17 protein-coding genes are annotated in these 22,323 nt (G+C 65.6%); 9 read left to right on the top strand and 8 right to left on the bottom strand.

Features of this window, described 5'->3' with window-relative positions; translation table 11 throughout:
* Positions 1 to 210 precede the first annotated feature (210 nt).
* The 3 genes from BLV92_RS18110 (at position 211) to BLV92_RS18100 (ending at position 2,489) form a co-directional block, all read left to right on the top strand.
* Positions 211 to 957, top strand: a complete 747-nt coding sequence (locus BLV92_RS18110) for an SDR family oxidoreductase (protein WP_090547595.1) — start codon at positions 211 to 213, stop codon at positions 955 to 957.
* Positions 958 to 1,108: 151 nt separating this feature from the next.
* Complete coding sequence (locus BLV92_RS18105; RefSeq protein WP_090547594.1) at positions 1,109 to 1,963, top strand: DJ-1/PfpI family protein; 855 nt, start codon at positions 1,109 to 1,111, stop codon at positions 1,961 to 1,963.
* Between the two features lie 61 nt (positions 1,964 to 2,024).
* Entirely contained in the window at positions 2,025 to 2,489 is a 465-nt protein-coding gene (locus BLV92_RS18100) for a YybH family protein (protein ID WP_090547592.1), read from the top strand.
* 110 nt (positions 2,490 to 2,599) lie between these two features.
* Here the strand turns inward: BLV92_RS18100 and BLV92_RS18095 are convergent, their stop codons facing one another.
* Positions 2,600 to 3,547 (bottom strand): GlxA family transcriptional regulator, encoded by a 948-nt coding sequence (locus BLV92_RS18095; RefSeq protein WP_090547591.1) that lies wholly within the window; start codon positions 3,545 to 3,547, stop codon positions 2,600 to 2,602.
* 87 nt (positions 3,548 to 3,634) lie between these two features.
* On the opposite strand from BLV92_RS18095, the gene BLV92_RS33095 reads away from it, so the two are divergent.
* Positions 3,635 to 3,775: a LysR family transcriptional regulator gene (locus tag BLV92_RS33095; protein ID WP_166676564.1), complete on the top strand. Its 141-nt coding sequence runs from the start codon at positions 3,635 to 3,637 to the stop codon at positions 3,773 to 3,775.
* A gap of 104 nt (positions 3,776 to 3,879) precedes the next feature.
* Here BLV92_RS33095 and BLV92_RS18090 read toward each other — a convergent pair whose 3' ends face one another.
* Together BLV92_RS18090 and BLV92_RS18080 are read right to left on the bottom strand one after the other, a co-directional pair.
* Positions 3,880 to 4,599: a Crp/Fnr family transcriptional regulator gene (locus BLV92_RS18090; RefSeq protein ID WP_090547589.1), complete on the bottom strand. Its 720-nt coding sequence runs from the start codon at positions 4,597 to 4,599 to the stop codon at positions 3,880 to 3,882.
* Between the two features lie 911 nt (positions 4,600 to 5,510).
* On the bottom strand, positions 5,511 to 6,539 hold the full coding sequence (locus tag BLV92_RS18080; RefSeq protein ID WP_090547588.1) for a Crp/Fnr family transcriptional regulator: 1,029 nt from the start codon (positions 6,537 to 6,539) through the stop codon (positions 5,511 to 5,513).
* Between the two features lie 180 nt (positions 6,540 to 6,719).
* On the opposite strand from BLV92_RS18080, the gene BLV92_RS18075 reads away from it, so the two are divergent.
* A complete protein-coding gene (locus BLV92_RS18075; RefSeq protein ID WP_177197934.1) occupies positions 6,720 to 7,097 on the top strand; it encodes a hypothetical protein in 378 nt (125 codons plus the stop codon).
* 133 nt (positions 7,098 to 7,230) lie between these two features.
* On the opposite strand, the gene BLV92_RS18070 is transcribed toward BLV92_RS18075, so the two are convergent.
* Complete coding sequence (locus BLV92_RS18070; RefSeq protein ID WP_090547587.1) at positions 7,231 to 8,055, bottom strand: PRC-barrel domain-containing protein; 825 nt, start codon at positions 8,053 to 8,055, stop codon at positions 7,231 to 7,233.
* A 518-nt stretch (positions 8,056 to 8,573) separates the two neighbouring features.
* On the opposite strand from BLV92_RS18070, the gene BLV92_RS18065 reads away from it, so the two are divergent.
* From BLV92_RS18065 to BLV92_RS18060, 3 genes are all read left to right on the top strand, one after another.
* Positions 8,574 to 9,020 (top strand): type II toxin-antitoxin system HicB family antitoxin, encoded by a 447-nt coding sequence (locus tag BLV92_RS18065; RefSeq protein ID WP_090547585.1) that lies wholly within the window; start codon positions 8,574 to 8,576, stop codon positions 9,018 to 9,020.
* A 63-nt stretch (positions 9,021 to 9,083) separates the two neighbouring features.
* Entirely contained in the window at positions 9,084 to 9,239 is a 156-nt protein-coding gene (locus tag BLV92_RS32135; protein ID WP_167627111.1) for a hypothetical protein, read from the top strand.
* A gap of 896 nt (positions 9,240 to 10,135) precedes the next feature.
* Complete coding sequence (locus BLV92_RS18060) at positions 10,136 to 18,820, top strand: glycoside hydrolase family 94 protein (protein WP_090547583.1); 8,685 nt, start codon at positions 10,136 to 10,138, stop codon at positions 18,818 to 18,820.
* Between the two features lie 294 nt (positions 18,821 to 19,114).
* On the opposite strand, the gene BLV92_RS32365 is transcribed toward BLV92_RS18060, so the two are convergent.
* Entirely contained in the window at positions 19,115 to 19,420 is a 306-nt protein-coding gene (locus BLV92_RS32365) for a hypothetical protein (RefSeq protein WP_177197935.1), read from the bottom strand.
* Positions 19,421 to 19,621: 201 nt separating this feature from the next.
* Between BLV92_RS32365 and BLV92_RS18050 the strand changes: the two genes are divergently transcribed.
* A complete protein-coding gene (locus BLV92_RS18050) occupies positions 19,622 to 20,932 on the top strand; it encodes a cation:proton antiporter (RefSeq protein ID WP_090547581.1) in 1,311 nt (436 codons plus the stop codon).
* Between the two features lie 229 nt (positions 20,933 to 21,161).
* Here BLV92_RS18050 and BLV92_RS32130 read toward each other — a convergent pair whose 3' ends face one another.
* The 3 genes from BLV92_RS32130 to BLV92_RS18040 all read right to left on the bottom strand — a co-directional run bounded on the left by BLV92_RS32130 (position 21,162) and on the right by BLV92_RS18040 (position 22,002).
* A complete protein-coding gene (locus tag BLV92_RS32130; protein WP_167627110.1) occupies positions 21,162 to 21,302 on the bottom strand; it encodes a hypothetical protein in 141 nt (46 codons plus the stop codon).
* Between the two features lie 144 nt (positions 21,303 to 21,446).
* Positions 21,447 to 21,740, bottom strand: a complete 294-nt coding sequence (locus tag BLV92_RS18045) for a DUF1488 family protein (RefSeq protein WP_373681812.1) — start codon at positions 21,738 to 21,740, stop codon at positions 21,447 to 21,449.
* Positions 21,724 to 22,002, bottom strand: a complete 279-nt coding sequence (locus BLV92_RS18040; protein ID WP_243842377.1) for a hypothetical protein — start codon at positions 22,000 to 22,002, stop codon at positions 21,724 to 21,726. The genes BLV92_RS18045 and BLV92_RS18040 overlap by 17 nt, the downstream gene beginning before the upstream one ends.
* Between the last annotated feature and the right edge of the window lie 321 nt (positions 22,003 to 22,323).

Below are 22,323 nucleotides of genomic sequence, written 5' to 3'. Positions count from 1 at the left end.
TCCGGCAGCGACGCGGATCCGCACGTCAGGGCAGCCATTCGGCCAACAGCCTGCGATCGGATGGCGTTTTTTGAGGGTTATAAGACCTTTGCGCCTTCTGCGTCGCGTTCCATACTTCGCGTGGAAGATCAGGCCGAGACAGGCGCACCAACACGATTGCGCTTCGAACCTCCGGCCTGGTCAATCACGACGTAGATAAAGGAACAGAAGATGAGGCTTAAAAACAAGTCAGCTTTGATCACGGGCGGGACTAGCGGCATCGGTCTCGCGACGGCCAGGCTGTTCATTGCCGAAGGCGCCCGGGTAGCGGTTACGGGTCGCGACGCCACCGTATTCGAGCGCGTGAAGGCCGAGCTTGGCGAGAACGCGCTCGTTCTCAAGGGCGACGTCCGTTCGATCGAGGACATGCGGGCGATTGCCGCTGAAGTGAAAGAGCAGTTCGGCGGCCTCGATGTCCTGTTCGCCAACGCGGGTCGAGCCTTCCCGTCCGCGGTCGACGACATCGACGAAGGTCTCTACAACGAGATCATGGACATCAACGTCAAGGGCGTGGTGTTCACGCTTCAGGCGGTGCTGCCGGACTTGCGGGAGGGGGCCTCGGTCATCCTCAATACTTCGTTCGTCGCGCAGACCGGCCAGCATGGCATCTCGTTGACCGCGGCGGCGAAGGCCGCGGTGCGATCACTTGCCCGTAGCTGGTCCTACGAGTTTCTCGACCGCAAGATCCGCTTCAACGCGATCGCGCCGGGCGCGATGGACACGCCGCTGATCTCCAGGTGGGGCATGTCCGATGAGTGGGTTCGCGACCGCAAGGCCGAGTTCGCCAAAGCCATTCCGGTGGGTTACATGGGCAAGGCCGAGGACGTTGCTTATGCGGCGCTCTATCTCGCCAGCGATGAGTCCTCCTATGTCGTCGGCACCGAACTGGTCGTCGATGGCGGCGCTTCGCAGCTTTGAGGCTTCAGTTCCCGATCCGGAGCCGTGCACGTCGTCCCGGCTCCTCCGCATCCTGATCGCACGCCCGCCACGCTCTTCGTCGTGGTGGTTCTTCAATCCGGCCCAACCTGGCTGCGCTCGCAGAGGGGCCGAAGTACAAGGAAAAATTATCTTGACCGACCATAGCGAAAACAACGTCTCCGACGAGCGGCTCACCCGGGCAGGCCATTCGCGCCGCGATATTCTCAAGTTTGGAAGCATCGCCACGCTCGGCGCCGTCCTGGGCGGCGTGGCCTTGCCTGGCCGCGCCGCGCCGGTTCTTGCGCAGGCAGGCAGCGAAGGGGAACTTGCCCCGAACGATCCCCTCGATATTTTGATCGTCAATTACGATGGCGGGACGCTTCTCGACTTCGCCGGCCCCAGCGAGATTTTCCATCGGCTGCCGAATACGAACGTTCGCTATGCGAGCCTCAATGGGGGCAGCGTGACCCTCGAATTTGGCGTCGTGTACGGCAAGACTGAACGACTGGCCGACATTGAGAAGACCGACGTGATCCTGGTCCCCGGCGGGTCCAATCTGGCGGCGCCGATGCGCCCGGAGTATCAAGCGCAGATCCGGCGTCTGGCTGATAGCGCCAAACATGTTACGTCGGTCTGCAACGGATCGCTCGTGCTCGCCGCAACGGGCGTTCTCAAGGGCAAGCGAAGCGCCTGCCATTGGGCCTTCGTCAACAAGCTGTCCGAATATGGCGCGATCCCCGTTCCGGATCGTTTCGTCGAAGACGACAACGGCCGGTTCATGAGCGGCGGCGGCGTGACAGCGGGCATCGACTTCGCACTTCGCGTTGCGGCGAAGCTGCGCGGTCAACAGGCCGCCGAATTCACGCAACTCGCGATCGAATACGATCCCGCTCCGCCGTTCCATTCCGGTCATCCGAGAGACGCGCGGCCGGAAGTCATCGCGATGGTCGACAAGGAACTGCCCGGCGCATCCAGGGGACTCGCACGAATCCCAGGCGTTCGCTGAAACCCCCGTGTTCAATCGGGTGTAACTCCCTTCCATTCAAGTCAAGACCGGAAATCATTAAATGCGACAGATTCGTCGTTGTGCGGCTGCTCTTGCAGCCTGTCTCCCCCTTTTTGCATTTGCCGCGCCAGCAACTGCCGCTGGCTCGCAGTCTCAGACCGAAGCGGCCATCAAGGCCGAGAACGCGCGATGGGCGGAAGCGTTCGGACGCGGGGACTATGAGGCGATAGGCCGCCTCTATACGAAAGACGGCACGCTCTTGCCGCCCGGCGGCGACAAAGTCACGGGTGGCAGCGCGATCGCTGAATACTTCACCAAAGGGTATGCCGGAGCAAAGCCCGACACCGTATCGTTCAGCCATTACGAGTTCTACGGTAATGATCGGATCGTAACGGAGGTTTCGGATGCGGAGGTCCATGACCATGACGGAAAGCTCAAACTTCGCGCCAAGCAGATCCTCGTTTTCCTGAAGGAGGGCGGCGCCTGGAAGTTGCATCGCGACATCTGGAACGACTACGCGCGCTGAAATCCGATGGTCGTTGAACGTCCGGCGAAATAGATAGTCACGCACCGAAAGCGCCATGGTGCCTTTAGACGGAGGCCGACCAGGCAGCGCGCGGGTCGGCCGTCGATCGGTCAGCGTCCGCTGGCCAGCCTGCTCTCGCGCCGGATCGCTTGCGGCGGGTGTCCATGCAGTTTGATGAAGGCCCTCCGCATCCGTTCCGGATCGGTGAATCCCACGGCAAGAGCAATCTGTTCGATCGGTTCGCTGCCATCCTGCAGGCGCAGTCTCGCAGCCTCGACTCGCAGGCGCTCTACCGCCCTGGCAGGCGTTTCACCTGTTTCCCGGCGAAATGCCCGTCCGAATTGCCGCAGACTCAAGCTTGCGGCATCGGCGAGTCGTTCGACAGGCAGCGCTTCAGCGAGATGTTCCCTGGCAAAATTCAGCGCGATGCGGATGCGATCCGATTCCGGCTCCATTTGCGACATGGCGGAGAATTGGGACTGACCGCCTGGGCGACGATACGGGACCACGAGGAGCCTGGCGACAGCGCGCGCGGTTTTCGCGCCGATATCTTTTTCGATCATGGCGAGCGCCAGGTCTATTCCGGACGCGATGCCCGCCGACGTCCAGACGTGGCCGTCCGCGATATAGATGCTATCGCCCTCGACCCTGGTGCGAGGGAAGCGCGACTGAAATTGAGCCGCGTATCGCCAGTGCGTCGTTGCTCTCCGGCCGTCCAGCAAACCGGTTTCCGCAAGCAGGAATGCCCCTGTACACACGCTTGCCACCCGCGAGGCCTTGGCGCTCAATTTCCTGGCAGCGGCGATGTTCTCCGGCTCGTGCATCGGATCGATCTCGCCGCCCACGAATATGACGGTGTCGAACGTGCGCTTCCCGCTCTGTCTGGTCTCGATCGGAAGGCCCGTATTGCCGGCCACTGGACCTCCGGGCTGCGAGATCACCTGAAGATCATAGGGGGTATGTCCATCGGCCGTGACCACCTGGTTAAAAGCCGAAAGTGGTCCAGCAAGATCGAGCGCATCGTGGCCGCGGCAAACGAAGAATCCGATTCGATGCATGACGAAGTCGTTATCAAAAATCAGTGAGGTGACACATTTTACAGAGAACCCTTAAATGTAGTCATCAAGGATATTTGTCGGTCTACGGTGAAATGCAGATGGATCGAGGCGTTTCACACGGTTGTTCGGTCCTGTCCGATGATGACCGCCGCACGGGCGCTGCGCACCTCGCAACCGGGCATCGATTGCCTGATCGCGGAGCTTGAGGACGAGGCCGGCGCCCACTAATCGCGAATTCCACGGGCGCCCGAATGCGGCGCTTTCCGCCGAAAAGACGCATGCGGATAAACAGAGCCAATCGTGTCTGCGTGGCTTCTTTCCGTCAAAGCCCGTCAAAGCGCCCGCAGATCGGGCAGCAACCGGTCGAATTCGCGTTTGACGACGGCATAACATTCGCATACCCGCTCTTCGAGCCTCGGGCGATCCACGACTTCGATGTGTCCGTAGCTATAGCGGATCAGGCCCGCGTCCTGCAATTTCATTGCGGCTTCGGTGACGCCGGGTCTGCGTACCCCCAGCATGTTGGCGATCAGTTCCTGCGTCATCGTCATTTCGTTGGACGGCAGCCGGTCTATGCTCAGCAGGAGCCAGCGGCACAGTTGCTGATCGATCGAATGATGCCGGTTGCACACGGCGGTCTGGGCCATCTGTGTGATCAGCGCCTGGGTGTAGCGCAGCAGCAGCCGCTGCATCGGCCCTGCGCGATGAAACTCCTCCTTCAGCAGACGGGCGTCGAGCCGGTACGCGTTGCCCGCGCTCTGCACGACCGCACGGCCAGGCGTCGTTTCTCCGCCCATGAAGATCGCCATGCCCACGATGCCTTCGTTGCCTACGATCGCGATTTCTCCCGATGCGCCGTTTTCCATCACGTACAGCAGCGAAACGATGGCCGTCGTCGGGAAATAGACGTGATTGAGTCGACGCCCGGATTCGTAGATGACCTGTCCGAGCGGCATATCGACAAGCACCAGATGCGGGGAGATGCGAATCCACTCGGCCTCGGGCAATACCGCGAGAAGGTGGTTTCCACTGCTGTGCTGCTCGTGTGCCATGCATCGCCTTCAATGTCGTGGCGGCTATCTGGAATGCCGCCACAGGAGTCGTTTCGGGCACCCGTAATGGCATGCCGGGAAGCGGGGCGCCGCCGCCGCGCGGTGTGATCCGCGCTCGCGGGCTGTCGGCGATGGGGGTGACCGTCAGGCAACAGGGGGTGGGGTCGGGATACGCGTCGGCGGAGTGGCATATCACCGTGTTTCGCAGCGCGGCGTCGGACGGTGACGGGGGAGGCGGAACGAAGCTGGTCCGTGTCGAGTACAAAGAGGAGCCGGGGCAGTATCTCACGGACCCAGGAGCGGGAGTGGGCGGTGACGATCGGCACGTTCCTGCCTCATGCCTTCGCATCGACGTTGCTGCCTGCCGTCAGGCGTATCGCGCCGGGCGTCTTTCCCGTGAACAGGACGTCGATTGTCCTGCACCGTACAGACCCGCGGCCCGGCAGACCCAATGATGGGTTCATCACGGTGACGCTCCAGCGGACGAAGAGGCGACGACTGCCTGTTCGAGCCATCCGTGCGGAACGGACTGGCGGGAAAAGAAAGCTTTTTGGAGGAATCCGAAAATGACTCAAAGCTATGCAGGCCGATCGCACGACGAGTGGGTCGCTGCCCGCACCGGGCAAGAACAAAGGGCACAGGAGCAGGCCGGCGGCGAGATGGCGATGGAAGGGACCGAAGCCGACGCGGAGCACAGTTGCGGCGTATTGTCGGCGCAGGGCAGACAGGTCTGGCATCGAGGGAGCGGAATCGATGGAGGCGGAATGGTGCCGGCGGAGGTGCCTGGCCATCGACCATCGCTGTCGATTGTCCGCCGCGTTTCCCTGCTATGGCGCCGAAGCGTTCCGGCCGCCGCAGCATGACGTGCGGTTAGGGCCGAGGCCGCATCGCGGCCGTAATCCGGCAGGACCTCAGTCGCCGAGCAGCCGGTCGCTTTCGCGCTTGACGACCCTGTAGCACTCGCACACCTGCGCTTCCAGCGCGCCGCGGTCCAGCACCTCGATCAAGCCGCGCGTATAACGAATGATGCCCTCGTCCTGTAGTTTCCGGGCGGTTTCCGTCACGCCGGCGCGACGCACGCCGAGCATGTTGGCAATCAGTTCCTGGGTCATCCGCACCTCGTTGGATTCGAGCCGGTCGAGGCTCAGCAGCAGCCAGCGACAGAACTGCTGGGAGATGGAGTGATGCCGGTTGCAGACCGCGGTTTGCGCCATCTGCGTGATGAGTGCCTGCGTATAACGAAGGAAGATGCGCTGCAGCGCGCCGCCGCGGGCGAACTCGTCTTTCACGACGGGGCCGCTCAGGCGGAACGCATGGCCGGCGCTTTGCACGATCGCGCGGTTCGGCATGGTTTCGCCGCCCATGAACAGCGCGACGCCCAGCAGCCCGTCCTTGCCGACCACGGCGATTTCCGCCGAGGCCCCGTTCTCCATCACGTACAGCATCGAGATGATGGCCGTGATGGGAAGGTACACATGGCTGAGATGATCGCCGGACTCGTACACCACCTGGCCCAGCGGCATGGCGACCGTCGACAGGTGCGGCGCGATGCGCTCGCGTTCGTCTCGCGGCAGCGCCGCCAGCAGATGATTCGTGGTGGGTAGCGCATCGGTGTCGGGCGGCATCACATTCGCGTCGGCGCTGGCGGGTTCGGGCACCTGACCGTTCCGTTCGACTCTCGCAATGAGGCGCGCGTGGTGCGCTATCTGCTCCTGCCGGTTTTTCTCGGGCAACAGGCTCAGTACCGCCGAGCGTAGCGTGTCGTGGCCGAGCGCATCGAGGATCTTGATTTTGGTGAGCGTGCCGAGGTCGCTCTTGCCGGTCCGCCACGCGGAGATCTGCGCGCGCGTGAGCATCAGGCTGTCAGCCAGCTGCGCGTCGCTGCTGAAATGCCCTCGACGTTTCAACTCATCGAACAACCCGTACCAGTCGAACTGCATGGCGTTATGGACAAATGGTGTCAAATTCATTTGACGACTGTCTGTCGCCATGAAATACTGATCCAGGCGCCCGCGTGTCAAATTTGTTCGACATTTATAGCATACGCACATCTTGTCGTGATGCGGGGGCGATGCTTTTCCGCATTCATGCCGCGCTCGTGCACTTCGTGAGGTCGCAGCATGAACGACTCTTCTCAATACATCCGGCTGCCTGGCGGACTGTCCGACCGGCTCCTCGCTGTCACGCCTTCGCCGCTCGAAGATGATGAATTTGCTGCCCAGCAGATCGAATTCATCAGGCACGTCTTTGGTCATTGCGTCTATCTGCGGGAGCAGGGTCGCGAAACGCCTGTCGGCGATGCGTTTCTCGGCGTATTCGTCAATCTGTTCGAGGCGATGGACGTGAATGCACCGGAAGAAGCGCGTCGCTGCGCGATTCAGTTGCAGGCAATTCTCCGCATTATCTTTCCCGGGTTCGATTGCGACGACCTGTTGCCGGACAACGAAGCGGAGAGGGGACCGGTGCGCGGAGGTCCGCCAGCCGGCAACGATGTCTGATCGTTCCGTGAAAATCGCGGCAACCATGAGGTACCCGGGCGCGTGCGGCTGACCTGGCGTTCGTCCGCCGCATCCGCGAATGGGACGCGAGCAATTGCACGACGCAAGCCCCGGACGAAGGGGACTCGCGACGCTACGTGAGCCCGATGCGCTGATCCTGTGCGTCCATCTCGTCGGTGGAGCGCAGCGGCGGCGTTTCTTCGCGCGACCAATAGCCTTCTTTCCCATAGAACTCGTGAAGCGTCACCTCGTAACTTCGCCGTACCGGCGCGGCGTCGTCGTAGGCCGGGCTACGACGTACCTCGTCGCGCGTGAGCGACGTCGATGCCGACGACGCGAGCCAGTCGACGAGTTCGATCCACGGCGTCGCGATCAAGATCGTTTTGCCTTCGGGCCACCAGTTGCGCGGATCGACGGCCAGATAGCGGATGACCCACATCCGGTCGTCGTAGACGAGGCCGGACAGGTGACCGAGACTGCCGTCGGCCGTTTCAAGATCGTAACCTTTGACCTCTTCCGTACTGCGCAGATGAACTTCGGGCTGCACGCGGTTAGTGTGCAGGGTCTGGCGAGGCGGCGCGGCGCCCGCGCGATCGAAAGCCGGCCACGCGCCCCTGCCCCACAGATTCGGACCTGCCCAGTAAGCCGGATAGTTGTAGTACCGCAGATAGTCGATTTCGTGCTGGCGCGACACCGGCTTGTGCGTGTCGATAGCCGGGCTGTCGCGCACCTGTTGGCGCGTCAGGTTGACATGGACGATGCCGGACGACCAGTCCACATGCTTGACCGAAATCGGTGAGATCAGAACCTGCCGGTTCCGAAGCCAATCGCCGGTCTCGACGACGAGGTAGCGGAGACCCCACGCCTCGTCGTCGAAATAGATCTGATCGATCCGACCGAGGTCGCCGTCCGATGCATGAACGGCGCATCCCTGTAGAGCAGTTACGCTTCGCAACATGATTTCCTCGCAACGTTAAGGTTTCGGCCGCCGCACCCATTCGGCGTGCCGGAGCGGCAGACTTCTTCGGTGAGCCGATTCGCGCCGCCTTCGTGCGTCCGGGCAACGCGTTAGCCATAGATGGGTTGTTGGCCGGCGGAAATATCGATACGCGTCGCGTTGTCGCGACCCGTTCGCGAGAACCGTGGGTCGCGCCGTACCGCATGGAAAAAGTCGTGTCGATGGCTGGCAGCGGGCGTGTGGCGCTGGGTGACGCGATGGATGCCGATATCGGTCGAAGGGGACGTCCATGCCTTCCGGCGCTCCGTCTGCCCGGAGTGGCGACCGATATCGTCAACACTACGCCGGTCCGCGTGCCGATGCGGTACGACAGCGTACAGATGCATAGTCTGCGCGAAATCGTCGGGAAGACGGGCAGGGCGAGGCAAGAAAGTCCTGCACCGTACAGACAGGCGGCTGCGTTGATTGCACCCTTGCGACTTGCGCGGAAATTCCACTGACCGCAACGGGGATGGACCATGCACTATCCGCTTTATGTCCACCGGCGCGAGGGGGGAGGATATCGCGGCAGCTTCGCGGATTTTCCGGCTATCGAACTGGCGGCGAATTCGCTCGAAGACCTGGCGCGGGACGCGCAGGACGCGGTGCAGCGCGTGTACGGCCGCAGCGAGCACATCATGCCGGAGCCTACTGGCGACACGGCGGCCTTGCAGGCGCTCGACATCGACGACGGAGCCGGCTTATGGCTGTTCGTCGATATCGACGTGACGGACATCGTGTCGAATTCCGCGTGGGCTCAGGTCAGTTTGAGCAAGTCCGTGCTGCGGGCAATCGATGAGGCCGCGCGGACAGCCGGCATCAGTCGATCGGCGTTGATCGAGCGGGCCTGCGTCCGTGAACTCGTGCGGGAAGGCGGAAGCGGAACCGTGGCTGGGCTGGACGGGAAAATCGCGGAGCCGACATAACGGCGGCGCATCCCCGAAGTGTTTGTCAATCGAAGGACGGTTCCGACCTCGTGGGAGGGCGAAATGAGCCAATCATTGGGAGCTTACCTGGCAGCTATCGCAGCGATGGTTTTCGTTGCGATCTGGCTGGCGGCGCGGCAGTGGCGGGTGCGCAGGCTGGCGAAGGTGGTGCAGCCGGGCGCACAGCGCATTCCGGCCCGGACGGACAGCAATCTTTAGATATCCCGGCTATCCGGCGCGGCCATCGATCGGGACGCGCCTGTCAACTGGGTCGCTCCCGTGGCCCCAGGGTGATGTCGATGCGGGGCACCCCCGCTGTTTCTGCGACGGCATAGGCCGGCCGGCCCAGGAACGGGCCGTTGCGCACCCGCGCAAGCTTGATGAGCGGTTCCAGTCCAATAGCGAGGCGTCGTTCGATAGTTGCCGGATAACTGCCGGCATCCTCGCGAGTGTCTTCCCGGCGGGCGGCCCACTCGGGCAATTTCGTGTATCGCGACCCGCGTTTGTCGTCACCGTGGATTCGTCCTGAAGCGTCGGTCCTGTCCGATCGACGATACCTCCACCGTACAGACGCGCGGCCGACATGGCCCGATGATGCTCATATGGCGGCGGCACGCTTTGCATGGTCTTTCGCATCGGTGCGCGGCGCACAGGCAGAGATACGCCACGGGTCCCGACGCGGAGCCTGCCCCTGAGTCACGCTGCCGCGGGCTGGCAGAGAGGTCGTCACGGGCCGCACGCTTCCTTTCTTTTCGCGCTTTCAGACCGGCGAATCTCCCCGCCGCCACGCTGCGTAGTTCGTATCCGCGCAGACCCGGTTCATCACTCGACCAAAGGCAACGTATGACGTTCTCGGCAATATGGGGCATCGTGATCGGAATGGCGATCATGTTCGGCTTTTCGCTTTATCGCTACGCGCTGGCGCACGAGCGCACGCCGATCCGTTAGGGCAGGCGTCGCGCGTCGACCGGCGATGCCGGTTCCGCGTCCGCGAGCGCTGATGTCGTAGCCCCGGGCGGACAAGTGCGATACCCGCTGGCACGACGGCCTGTTCCCGTCGGTTTTCTTTTGCCGTCGGGCAGGTCAGGCAGGCTCTTCTGGAGAAGGACATTTCGATAACCGGGTTTTTACGCGGAGCGCGGCGTCACACGACGCCTTCCCCCTGGAACAGCACCGCGCCGATCCGCGAGGAGTTGTTCGGCGAGGAGCGGCTGGCGCAACATGCACGCAGCCTCGCCGGCGCACAGCCGATCGCGCGGCGCGCGTCCGCCGGCCCCTCGCTTGCCGCGAGACTCAAGGACAACGCGCGCAGTCTGTTGCAGGCCTACGAAGCGATGGTGATCGCGGTGGGCAACGACGAGGCGATCACGCCTGCTGCGGAATGGCTGCTCGACAACTATCACCTGGTCGAAGAGCAGGCGCTGCAGATCCGCGACGACCTGCCGCCCAGCTACTATCGGCAACTCCCCAAACTCAGCGCCGGCCCGTTTGCCGGTTATCCGCGCGTATTCGGTCTGGCGTGGGCGTTCGTCGCGCATACCGACAGCCGCTTCGATCCCGATCTGCTGTGCCGGTTCGTGCTCGCCTATCAAACCGTGCAGCCGCTGACGATCGGCGAACTGTGGGCCGTGGCGATCACGCTTCGCATCGTGCTGATCGAGAATCTGCGGCGTCTCGCGGACGAGATCACCGAAGGGCGTATCGCGCGCCTCGATGCCGACGCGATGGCCGACCGCCTGCTCGGCGTGGGCGGACACGCTCCCGAGTCCATCGAAGTCCTCGTGGCTCGCCATGGACAGTCGACGCTGCGCGACACCTTTGCGGTGCAACTGATCCAGCGATTGCACGATCAGGACCCGGACGCGACCCCGGCGGTGAGGTGGTTGCGGTCGCAACTCGCCGCGCAGCACACGACGGCGGAGCAGATCGTGGCCGAGGTGCACCAGCAGCAGGGCGCGGCGAGCCTGACGGTGCGCAATGTCATCACGAGCCTGCGCTTGATCTCCGACGTGGACTGGAGCGATCTGTTCGAGCGCATCAGCCCGGTCGACGCGATATTGCGCATTCATCCCGGCTTCGCCGAGATGGACTTCCCGACGCGCAACCTGTACCGCGGCGCCATCGAAGCGTTGGCGTGCGGTTCGTCGATAAGCGAAACCGACATCGCGCGCCGGACCGTCGCCGCCGCGCAGGCAGCGGACTCGGCGTCGGTCGGCGGCGAGCAGCCGAACCGCGCCGCCGATCCCGGTTATTACCTGCTGGCGGCGGGCCGCCGGGCGTTCGAGACGGCGATCGGCTATCGCCCGCCGGCGGCGGTGTGGCTGCGCCGTATCACGCGCCGCGCAGGGCTCGGCGGCTATGTCGGCAGCATCCTGCTGCTCGCCGCGCTGCTGCTGACCGGCATGCTGGTGTGGCTGGCCGGTTTGGCTCCGCTGTCGTGGTGGTGGCTCGCACTGGGCCTGGCCGGCTGGTTGCCCGCGATGGACGTGGCGGTGGCGATGGTCAACCGGGGGGTGATGCGCGACGTCGGCGCCACGCTGCTGCCGGGGCTCGCGCTGCGCAACGGCGTCCCCGACGGGTTGCGCACCCTGGTGGCCGTGCCGACGCTGCTGACCACCGAGGCTGAACTGGCCGCGCAGATCGAGCGGCTGGAGGTCCATCATCTGGCGAGCGGAAGCGGCGAACTCTACTACGCGCTGCTGTCCGACTGGACCGATTGCACCGCTGCCGAGGCCCCAACCGACGATGCACTGCTCGCCGCCGCCGCCGCCGGCATCGAAGCGCTGAACCGGCGTTATCCGGCCACGTCGGATAGCCGTCGTTTCCTGCTGCTGCATCGCCGGCGCGCGTGGAATGCCGAGGAAGGATTGTGGATGGGGTGGGAGCGCAAGCGCGGCAAGCTGCACGAACTGAACCGGCTGCTGCGCGGCGCGCAGGACACGTCGTTCGTCGCCGTTGGCGGGCAGCCGCCCGACGTGCCCGCCGGGGTCCGCTACGTGGTCACGCTCGATGCGGACACCCGCCTGCCGCGCGACACGGTGCGCCGTCTGATCGGCAAAATGGCCCATCCGCTCAACCGGCCGGTGTTCGATCCGCTGACCCGGCGTGTCGTCGAAGGGTATGGCGTGTTGCAGCCGCGCGTGACGCCGTCGCTGCCGGTCGGTGCGGAGGGCTCGCTGTTTCAGCGCGTGTCGTCGAGCCCGAGCGGGATCGATCCTTATGCGGCGGCGGTATCGGACGTTTATCAGGATCTCTTCGACGAAGGTTCGTATGCGGGCAAGGGCATCTACGACGTCGATGCCTTCGAGCTGGCCCTGGCCGGCCGGGTGCCGGACAACACGATGCTGAGCCACGATCTGTTCGAGGGCATTTTCGCGCGGGCGGGCCTCGCGTCGGATATCGAAGTCGTCGAAGCCTTCCCGTCCCGCTACGACGTCGGCGCGGCCCGTCAGCATCGCTGGGCGCGCGGCGACTGGCAACTGCTGCCGTGGCTGGTCGCGATGAACCGGCGGCCCGATCTGAGGCTGCGGGCCACGGGCCGCTGGAAGATGCTGGACAACCTGCGCCGCACGCTCACGGCCCCGGCGGGTTTTATCGCGCTGCTGGTTGGCTTCACGTTGCCGCTGCCGGCCGCGTTGCTGTGGAGCGCCTTCGTGGTGGCGACGATCGGCTTGCCGGTGCTGCTCCCCGTACTGGGCGCGCTGATGCCTCACTGGAGACGCGCGCAGGTAAAAATGACGACGCGCAGCCTGCTGCATGTGTGGCTTGGCGACCTGCAACTCGCGCTGGCGCGAACCGCTTTGTCGATCGTGTTTCTGGCGCTGCAGGCGTGGTCGATGACCGATGCCATTGCGCGCACGCTGTTTCGCGTGGTGGTCAGCCGCCGGCATCTGCTCGAATGGACGACCGCAGCCGAAGCCGGCGTGCGCGAGCGTCCGTCGCCGTGGACGACGTTCGTGCGGCTGCGCGGCGGCGTCGCGCTCGCGCTGCTCGGCGCGGCGGCCAGCGCATGGGTCGGATGGCGAGCCGGTCATCACGGCGCATGGGTGGGATTGCCGTTCGTGGCCGGCTGGCTCGTTTCGCCGGCGCTGGCGTACTGGTCGAGCGTGGCGCCGCGAGCGGCCGGCGATCTTGCGGTCACTCCCGACGACGCCTGGCAGCTGCGCCTTCATGCGCGCCGCACGTGGCGCTATTTCGAGACGTTCGTCACGGCAGCCGACCAGATGCTGCCGCCGGACAATTTTCAGGAGGACCCGCACCCGGTCGTCGCGCATCGCACGTCGCCGACCAACATCGGGCTTTATCTGCTCGCGACGGTCAGCGCGCGGGAGTTTGGCTGGCTCGGCACGCGGGACGCGCTCGCGCGGCTGGAGGCTGCGTTGGCCACGATGGAGCGCCTGCCGCGTTATCGCGGCCATTTCTACAACTGGTACGACACGCAGGATTTGCGGCCGCTGGAGCCGAGATACGTGTCGTCGGTCGACAGCGGCAACCTGGCCGGCCACCTGATCGCGCTGGGCAATGCGTGTCGCGCGTGGGCCGCCGGTCCCGCCGTGGCGCTTCCGTGTGCGTTCGCGGGCATCGGCGACACCCTGGCGTTGCTCCGCGCCGCCGTGTGCAAGACCACGGGGCCGCCTCCGCGGGCCGTTTTGCATCGCGAGTTCGAGCAGGCCGCGGCGGCGTTGCAGGCGGCGCTGGCCGTGCATGAGCCGGGTACGTCCGGCAAGGTCGCCGCACGGGAGCCGACGTGGCCGCCCATCGTGCTGCTGGCCGCGACAGTGGCCGACATCGCGCGCGCACTGGTCGACGAAACCGGTGGCGGGCAGGGCGGCGCGAAGGACGACGTGCTGTTCTGGGGCGACGCGCTCGAACGCGCGATTCACGGTCACCGCCGCGATGGCGAGTGCGCGCCCGAACGGGCGGCGTTCGCCGCGCGCCTGAACGCGCTGGCCGGCGCCGCGTTGCAGATGGCCGATGCGATGGAATTCGGCTTCCTGCTGGACCCGGTGCGCGGGCTGCTGTCGATCGGTTACGCGGTGGCCGAAGGGCGGCTCGATCCGGGCAGCTACGATCTGCTGGCGTCCGAGGCGCGGCTGGCGAGCTTCGTGGCCATCGCCAAGGGCGACGTTCCCGCGCGCCACTGGTTCCGGCTCGGCCGCGTCGCGACGCCGGTGGCGGGCGGCGCCGTGCTGGTTTCGTGGTCCGGTTCGATGTTCGAATATCTGATGCCGTCGCTGGTGATGCGCGCGCCGGCCGACAGCCTGATCGCGCGGACCGGCAGCCTCGTGGTGCGCAAGCAGATCGACTACGGCGCGGCGCTAGGCCCGCCGTGGGGCATCTCCGAATCCGCGTATAACGCGCGCGATCTCGAATTCACCTATCAGTATTCGAGTTTCGGCATTCCGGACCTGGGGCTCAAGCGCGGTCTCGGCCACGACGCCGTGATCGCGCCGTATGCGACCGCCCTTGCGTCGATGATCGCGCCGGATGCGGCCGCACGGAATTTCGAGCGTCTGTGTACGGCGGGCGCCCAGGGCCGCTTCGGCTTCTACGAGGCGCTCGACTACACGCCCGCGCGCGTGCCCGAAGGCCGGCAGGCCGCGGTGGTGCGCGCGTTCATGGCGCATCACCAGGGCATGTCGATCGTGTCGATCGCCAACGCGCTGCTGGCCGGCCGCATTCGCGCGTTCTTCCATGCGGAGCCCGCCATTCAGGCGACCGAACTGCTGTTGCAGGAGCGCATGCCGGGGCGGGTAGCGGCTGCGCATCTGCGCGTCGACGAGAACAAGGGGGCCGGGCCGACCCGCGGCGCGGGGCCGGGTATCGTCCGGCGCCTGTTGTCGGCGAACGATCCGTCGCCCGCCACCCATCTGCTCTCCAATGGGCGTTACGCGGTGATGATCACGGCGGCCGGCTCGGGATACAGCCGCCGCGACGACCTGGCTGTCACGCGTTGGCATGAGGACGCCACCTGCGACGACTGGGGCAGTTATCTGTATCTGCGCGACGTCGCGAGCGGCGAATGGTGGTCGGCCGCCTGGCAGCCCGCCGGCGTCGCGCCGGACAGCTACGAGGTGAGCTTCACGGAAGACCGCGCGGAATTCGTGCGGCGCGACGGCACGCTGACGACCTCGCTCGACGTGGTGGTGTCGCCCGAGGACGACGCGGAGGTGCGGCGGGTGTCGGTGACCAATGGCGGCACGCGCGAGCGCGTGATCGAGTTCACGTCGTATGCGGAGATCGTGCTTGCGCCGGCCGCCGCCGACCGGGCGCATCCCGCGTTCGGGAATCTGTTCGTCGAGACGGCGTATCTGCCCGACTCGTCGACCATTGTGGCGACGCGCCGTCGTCGCGGGACGGCCGAGCCCGAGGTCTGGGCCGCGCATCGGGCGGAAATCGAGGGCGACGCCGTCGGGGCCGTCGAAGTGGAAACCGACCGCGCCCGCTTTATCGGCCGGGGGCGCAGTGTGCATGCGCCGCTGGGGCTCGCGAGCGCGCGGGCGCTCGGCAATTCGGCGGGCGTGGTGCTCGACGCCGCGTTCGCGCTGCGCCAGCGTCTGCGCATCAAGCCGGGCGAGACCGGCAGCGTCGCGTTCTGGACCCTCGTCGCCGATTCGCGCAGCCAGTTGCTCGATCTGGTGGACAAGCATCGCGACGGCGCGTCGTTCGCGCGCGCGGCGATGCTGGCGTGGACCCAGGCGCAGATGCAGTTGCGTCACAACGGGGTGAGTCCCGACGAGGCGGCGCTGTTCCAGCGGATGGCCGGCTACCTGCTGTACAGCGATGCGTCGCTGCGGCCGGGTTCCGATGCGCTGCTGCGCGGCGCGGCGGCCGTAACGGCGGCGGGCGGCGTAGGCGTCGCGCCGCTCTGGGCGCATGGCGTGTCGGGCGATCTGCCGATCCTGCTGGTGCGCATCGACGATATCGAGCACATGGCGCTGGTGCGGCAACTCGTGCATGCGCACGAATACTGGCGCATGAAAGGGCTCGCGGTCGATCTCGTGATCGTCAACGAGCGCGCGGCGTCGTATGTCCAGGACCTGCAGGCCGCGCTCGAAACGCTGGTCCGGTCCGGCCAGGCCCGGCCGCCGCGGCCGGGGGCCGCGCGCGGCGACATCTTCGTGTTGCGCGCGGACCTGATGTCGGCGGCCGCGCGTGCGCTTTTTCCGGTCGTGGCGCGCGCGGTGCTGGCGGCGCGCAACGGCCGGTTGCTGGACCAGTTGCGCCGGCTGGCCGGCGCGCCGACGCCGGCGGCGCCGCGCGCCGCAAAACGGCCCGGGTCGTCGGCCGCGCCGGAGCGGCCGACGTCGCCTGGCGCCGGGCTCGAATGCTTCAACGGTTTCGGCGGTTTTGCGAACGACGGCAGGGAATACGTGACGGTCCTCGCCGCCGGCCAGTGCACGCCGATGCCGTGGGTCAACGTCATCGCCAATCCGCTGTGCGGCTTTCTGGTATCGGCCGAGGGCAGCGGTTACACGTGGACGTCGAACAGCCGCGAGCATCAGTTGACGCCGTGGTCGAACGATCCGGTGAGCGACCCGCCGGCGGAGGCGTTTTTCATTCGCGACGACGATAGCGGCGTGGTGTGGGGACCGCAGGCGAATCCCATGCGCGACCACGCGCAGCACGCGGCGCCTTACATCGCGCGTCACGGCCAGGGTTACAGCCGCTTCACGCATACCGCCGAGGAAGTCGCGGCCGAGTTGCTGCAATTCGTGCCGCTCGACGACCCCATCAAGATTTCCCGGCTGACGTTGCGCAACCTGTCGGGCCGGGTTCGCCGCCTGTCCGTGACGGCTTACGTCGAATGGGCGCTGGGCGCGTCGCGCAGTTTTGCCGCGCCGCATACGGTCACGTCGATCGACGCGTCGACGGGCGCGATGTTCGCCAGCAACGGCCGGACCGACGCGTATCGGGACCGCGTTGCCTTCGCCGACCTGGGCGGCCGGCAGAGTGCGTGGACCGCCGACCGGCGCGAATTCGTCGGCCGTAACGGCAGCCTGCGCGATCCGGCCGGACTGGGCGCCGCGCCGCTGTCCGGCAAGGTCGGCGCCGCGCTCGATCCGTGCGCGGCGCTGCAGACCACGATCGAACTGGCGCCCGGCGGCACGGCCGAGGTGGTGTTTCTGCTCGGTGAAGCCGAGTCGCCGCAGGCCGCCCGGCAACTGATCGGCCGCTATCGCGACGCCGATCCCGACACGGTGCTTGCCGCCGTGACCGCGTTCTGGGACGACACGCTCGAAGCCGTGCAGGTCGCGACGCCGGACCGCGCGATGGATCTGCTGCTCAACCGCTGGCTGCTGTACCAGACGCTGGTTTGCCGTGTCTGGGCGCGCGCGGGGTTTTATCAGGCGAGCGGCGCTTATGGGTTTCGCGATCAATTGCAGGACGGCATGGCGCTCGCGCGTGCGCGGCCCGAACTGACGCGCGAGCACCTGTTGCGGGCGGCGGCGCGGCAGTTCCGGGAAGGCGACGTGCAGCACTGGTGGCTGCCCGAAAGCGGCGCTGGCGTGCGCACGCGCATCTCGGATGATCGCGCGTGGCTGGCCTGCGCCACGGCTCAATACGTCGAGGTGACGGGCGACCGGGCAATTCTCGACGTGGAGGTGCCGTTTCTCGAAGGCCGTCCGCTGGCCGCGGACGAGCACGATGCCTACTTCGTGCCGGGCGTAGCGGATACGGGTGCTTCGCTATACGAACACTGCGTGCGGGCGCTGGAGCAAAGCCTCGGCCTGTTCGGCGCGCACGGCTTGCCGTTGATGGGCACCGGCGACTGGAACGACGGCATGAACCGTGTCGGTGAAGCGGGGCGCGGGGAAAGCGTGTGGCTCGGCTGGTTTCTTCACGCCACGCTGTCGGCGTTCGCCCCGTTCGTGCGCACGCGCGGCGACGCCGGGCGGGCGGACCGCTGGCTGGCGCGCGCCGAAGCCCTGCGCGAGGCGCTCGAAAGCTCGGGATGGGACGGCGACTGGTATCGGCGCGGCTACTTCGACGACGGCACGCCGCTCGGATCGTCCAGCAACGACGAATGCTCGATCGACGCCATCGCGCAGTCGTGGAGCGTGCTGTCGGGCGCAGCGGACGCGACGCGGGCAGAACGGGCGATGGCCGCGCTCGACGCACGGCTGGTTCGCCGCGATGACGGCCTGGCGGTGCTGTTCGCGCCGCCGTTCGATCGCGCGGCGCTCGATCCCGGCTACATCAAGGGCTATCCGCCGGGCATCCGCGAAAACGGCGGGCAGTACACGCATGCGGCGGTGTGGTCGGTGCTGGCCTATGTGCGGATGGGCGACGGCGATCGTGCCGCTGAACTGTTTGCAATGCTCAATCCGGTCAATCGCAGCAGCACCCGCAGCGGCGCGAACCGCTACAAGGTCGAGCCGTATGTGGCGGCGGCCGACGTCTATTCGGTCGCGCCTCACGTGGGGCGCGGCGGATGGACGTGGTACACGGGGTCGGCGGGATGGATGTATCGCGCCGGCATCGAGGGGCTGCTCGGCCTGCGCAGGCATGGCGCGGAACTGTCGATCGACCCCTGCGTGCCGAAGCGATGGCCGGGCTTTACCGCGGTGCTCCGCTACGGCGCGGCCCGGTATGACATCGCGGTGCGCAATCCGCACGGGGTCAGTCGTGGCGTGCTTGAAATGGCGGTGGACGGCGTCGCGCTCGAACCCGGCAGCAGCACGGTGCGGCTGGTGGACGACGGCGCTCGCCACCAGGTGACCGTGACGCTGGGCGAGCCTGCCGGCTTCAGGCCGGAGGAGGGGCGCGATGCAGAGACTGCGTTCGGACCTCGCTGAACGGATCGTCCTTTCCGGCTGCGTGCCCGTCGTGCGGCATCGCCGCGATCGGGAACGGGCGTCGATACGCCTGCGTACTGGCGCGATGGCGGGCTGGAATCCCTGTCAATCGGAATTGACGGCGTTGTGCCGGAAGGCTGTGGCGGAGGGCAGGCTGTGGGCGTAGTACAAACCGGGTGTTCGGGGCATTGCCGAATGAGTTCGCGGGGCGGCGCTGCGCGTAGCGGTGAGCGTCAAGGAGGGACGAGGCATTCTCGACAGTCGCTCACGACACGCGCCGCCGGGCCGGGACGACTAGCGGCCTTTCGAACCGGCATCCGCCTTTGTACGGGAATAAATCCGGCGCAACGGAGACGGTGCGATGCGGGCCTGTTGCTCGATCCTGTCGAGCATATCGAGCAACCAGACGATGCGTAGCGCGCCCGACGGAACGACGCTTTGGTAGGCCGACAGCGCCGTCGCGCGGCTCCGCCAGTATGAGAGTGCAAACGGACCGCCCGCCGCCAACAGCGGAAAGACCAGTTCGAGATGCGTCAGTTCTTTTTCGAATTGATGATGCAGCATGGCCAACCCCTCAACGCCGTGATCCAGCGAGTTCACGGATTGTGTCCGGGCCCGATTCGCCAGTCTGCACGCTATCGTACCGATGCCGGGCCGACGGTCATACGACGCGAACGCGAAGGCGCGGATGTCAGAATGAAGCCGAACCTTCCGCTTGCCGTCCGCCGTTCACCGCAGCGGCTTCGGTGAACCCGACTGCGACTCGCCCGGCGAGCGTCCCTGCGATGTTGTCCGCGATCCATGTCCGATCCCCTCTGGTATCTGTTGTGCGGCCTTCTGCTCATCACCATGGTGGTGGCGAGCGCGCCGCTGGCGCGTCTGCTGTTGAGCAGCGCGACGATTTATCTGGTCGCCGGTTACCTCGTCGGTCCCGGCGTGCTCGGGCTGATCGCGCCGGATCCGCTGCATCATGCCGAGGTGATCGGCCGGGTGGCGGAAGGGGCGCTGCTGATCTCGCTGTTTACCGTCGGATTACGCATGGGCGTGCCGATTCTCGACCGACGATGGATCGTTCCGCTGCGTCTCGCGTTCATCTCGATGGCGATCACGGTGGGACTGATTGCAGCGGTCGGCATGTGGGGGCTGGGGCTGCCGTTGGGAGCGGCGGTGCTGCTTGGCGGCATTCTGGCTCCCACGGACCCTGTTCTCGCTTCCGGCGTGCAGACCGAACGCGGCAGGGATCCCGATCAGTTGCGCTTCAGCCTTGCCGGCGAGGGCGCGTTGAACGACGGCACAGCGTATCCGTTCGTGATGCTGGGCCTCGCGCTACTGTCCCGGCATGATGGCGCGTCGTTCAATCTCTGGCGCTGGCTGGCGGTGGACCTGGTATGGGCGAGCGTGGGCGGGGTGCTCATCGGCGCGGGGCTCGGCGCCCTGATCGGCCGGCTGGTCGTGTATCTGCGCACGCGGCATTCGGAAGCCGTCGGCCTCGACGAGTTCCTGTCGCTCGGCTTGATCGCCATCGCCTATGGCGCGGCGCAACTGTGTCATGCGTCGGGGTTTCTGGCTGTCTTTGCGGTCGGCCTGGCGCTTCAGCGGGTGCAGGACAAGCCGCAGGAAGGGACTGTGTCGCTCGGCGCGGCCACGGGCGCGGAAGGGCACGCGTATGGGGTGATAGCGACGCACTCGCATCATGCCAGCACGGTGATGACCGATGCGGTGCTGGGATTCAACGCGCAACTGGAGCATCTTGCTGAACTGACGGTTGTGCTGCTGGTCGGCGCGCTGCTTCCTTATGCCACTGCGTGGTACGCGTTGTGGTGGTTCATTCCGACGATGTTCGTGCTTGTGCGCCCTATCGCGGTCGCCGCCGGAACGCTCGGTGCGGCCGGTACGGGACGGGCGCGAGCGATGGTTTCATGGTTCGGAATACGGGGAATCGGCTCCGTGTTTTATCTGATGTTCGCGATTCGACGCGGCATCGATCCGTCCATCGCGCAGCAACTGATCACGCTGACGCTCGCGACGGTTTCGGCGTCCATCTTTGCGCACGGTATATCGATACGGCCATTGATGAAGTGGTACAGACGGCGGTCGCCGCCGGAGGAATGATGCGGGTGCAGCGCGAACCGGGAGATATGTGCACGATCCGGCCGGCGTATGCAGCGATTGCCGCAACGCGGCGAGCGCCGCTTCGCGTCACGCGGAAAAGGGCGGGGGCGATGCCGAAAGGTCGGCAGCCCGTTCCAGCATGCGAACGAGTTTCTTCAAAGGCGGCAGGTCCCGCCGATACGGTGATCGTGGACCCCCATCACACGCCATTGCCGCAACCCGGCGCCTGCTATTTCTTCTTTGCCGGCTTGCTGGCGACAGCGGTTTTCGACGCGGCCGGCCAGGCTCCCTCTACAGCGGGAGACAGCAGTTTCTTGGGTTGCTTGGGCTTTTTCGCTTCGCGATTACCGCGTAGTTGACCTTTTGCCATTATGTTTCTCCTTCGTTTTTTCCATTGCGGAAGCAATCGCCGTGTCGCCCGTTCCGGGTGCGCGGGTTGCGATTGTCGCCCTCTGTTTTCGGGCCGACCCCTGCGAGAAAGTCGCTCGTACGGGCCTCATGTGACGACAGACCCTCAGTCGAGCGAGATCGAATATCTGTTTTGCGGGCCGCCTTTATACAGGTTTCTGGCCAGTCCCAGAATCCGGTCGCGGTTGCGGTCGAAGACCGCTAGCAGCGCGGACTCGTCCGAACCCGTGCTGGGGTTCAGCTTCGTCAGCATGGCGTCGTCGACCAGAAAGGCAATCTCGCGAGCGTTGTCGTAACCCCAGAAGCACACGCAATGTCTGGACGCGTCGTGGATACGGCTGGGATTGGGGAAGTTGATCACCACATTGCCTTTTCCCATCTCGTTACCGAGGGCTTTCATATCGCCACTTGCTGGCGTTGACGTCGAGGCGCGCGTCATTTTCGAGCCGCTTCTGGGCGCGCTCGCTGTCCGCCTTCTGCAGCGCGGCGGCGCGCGCCTTCTGCGTGATGATGAAGTCGCTTTGCCTGACGGGCGACGACGGTGCAGGTACGCTGTTTCGTTTGAGCATGCTGGCTCCATAAAAATTTAGAAGGACCCCGACGATGGCGAGCGGGTTGTCCGCATGCGCTCCCGGTTCGAAATGCCGGAAGTCGCTTTGCAATGCTGGCCGGGTTGGTACGTTTGCGGCCGGAGCGCGTTGAGCGCGCCTGCCGGATCACCAAACCGTTCGAATTGAGCGATTCGTGGAGGAAATTCTCGATCGCCGGACAAAAACCGTCGAACAAGGCGGGGCGAACAGAGACTGCACGACGTACGAAATGGGTCGTCGCAATGTCTGTCGTCGGGAACGTTAGGGTGTTTCCTTTTCAGAACACCCCATATTGGCGGAAGCGGCGGAAGAAACCGTGCGGCATCGAGGCAGAACGGGCAGCCCCGTACGTTGACTCCCATGAGAGTGCGCTCTTTAGGGCAGCAATGCAAG

Source organism: Paraburkholderia caballeronis, from assembly GCF_900104845.1.
Taxonomy (GTDB): Bacteria; Pseudomonadota; Gammaproteobacteria; order Burkholderiales; family Burkholderiaceae; genus Paraburkholderia; species Paraburkholderia caballeronis.
This window is presented reverse-complemented; position numbering and strand designations above follow the sequence as displayed.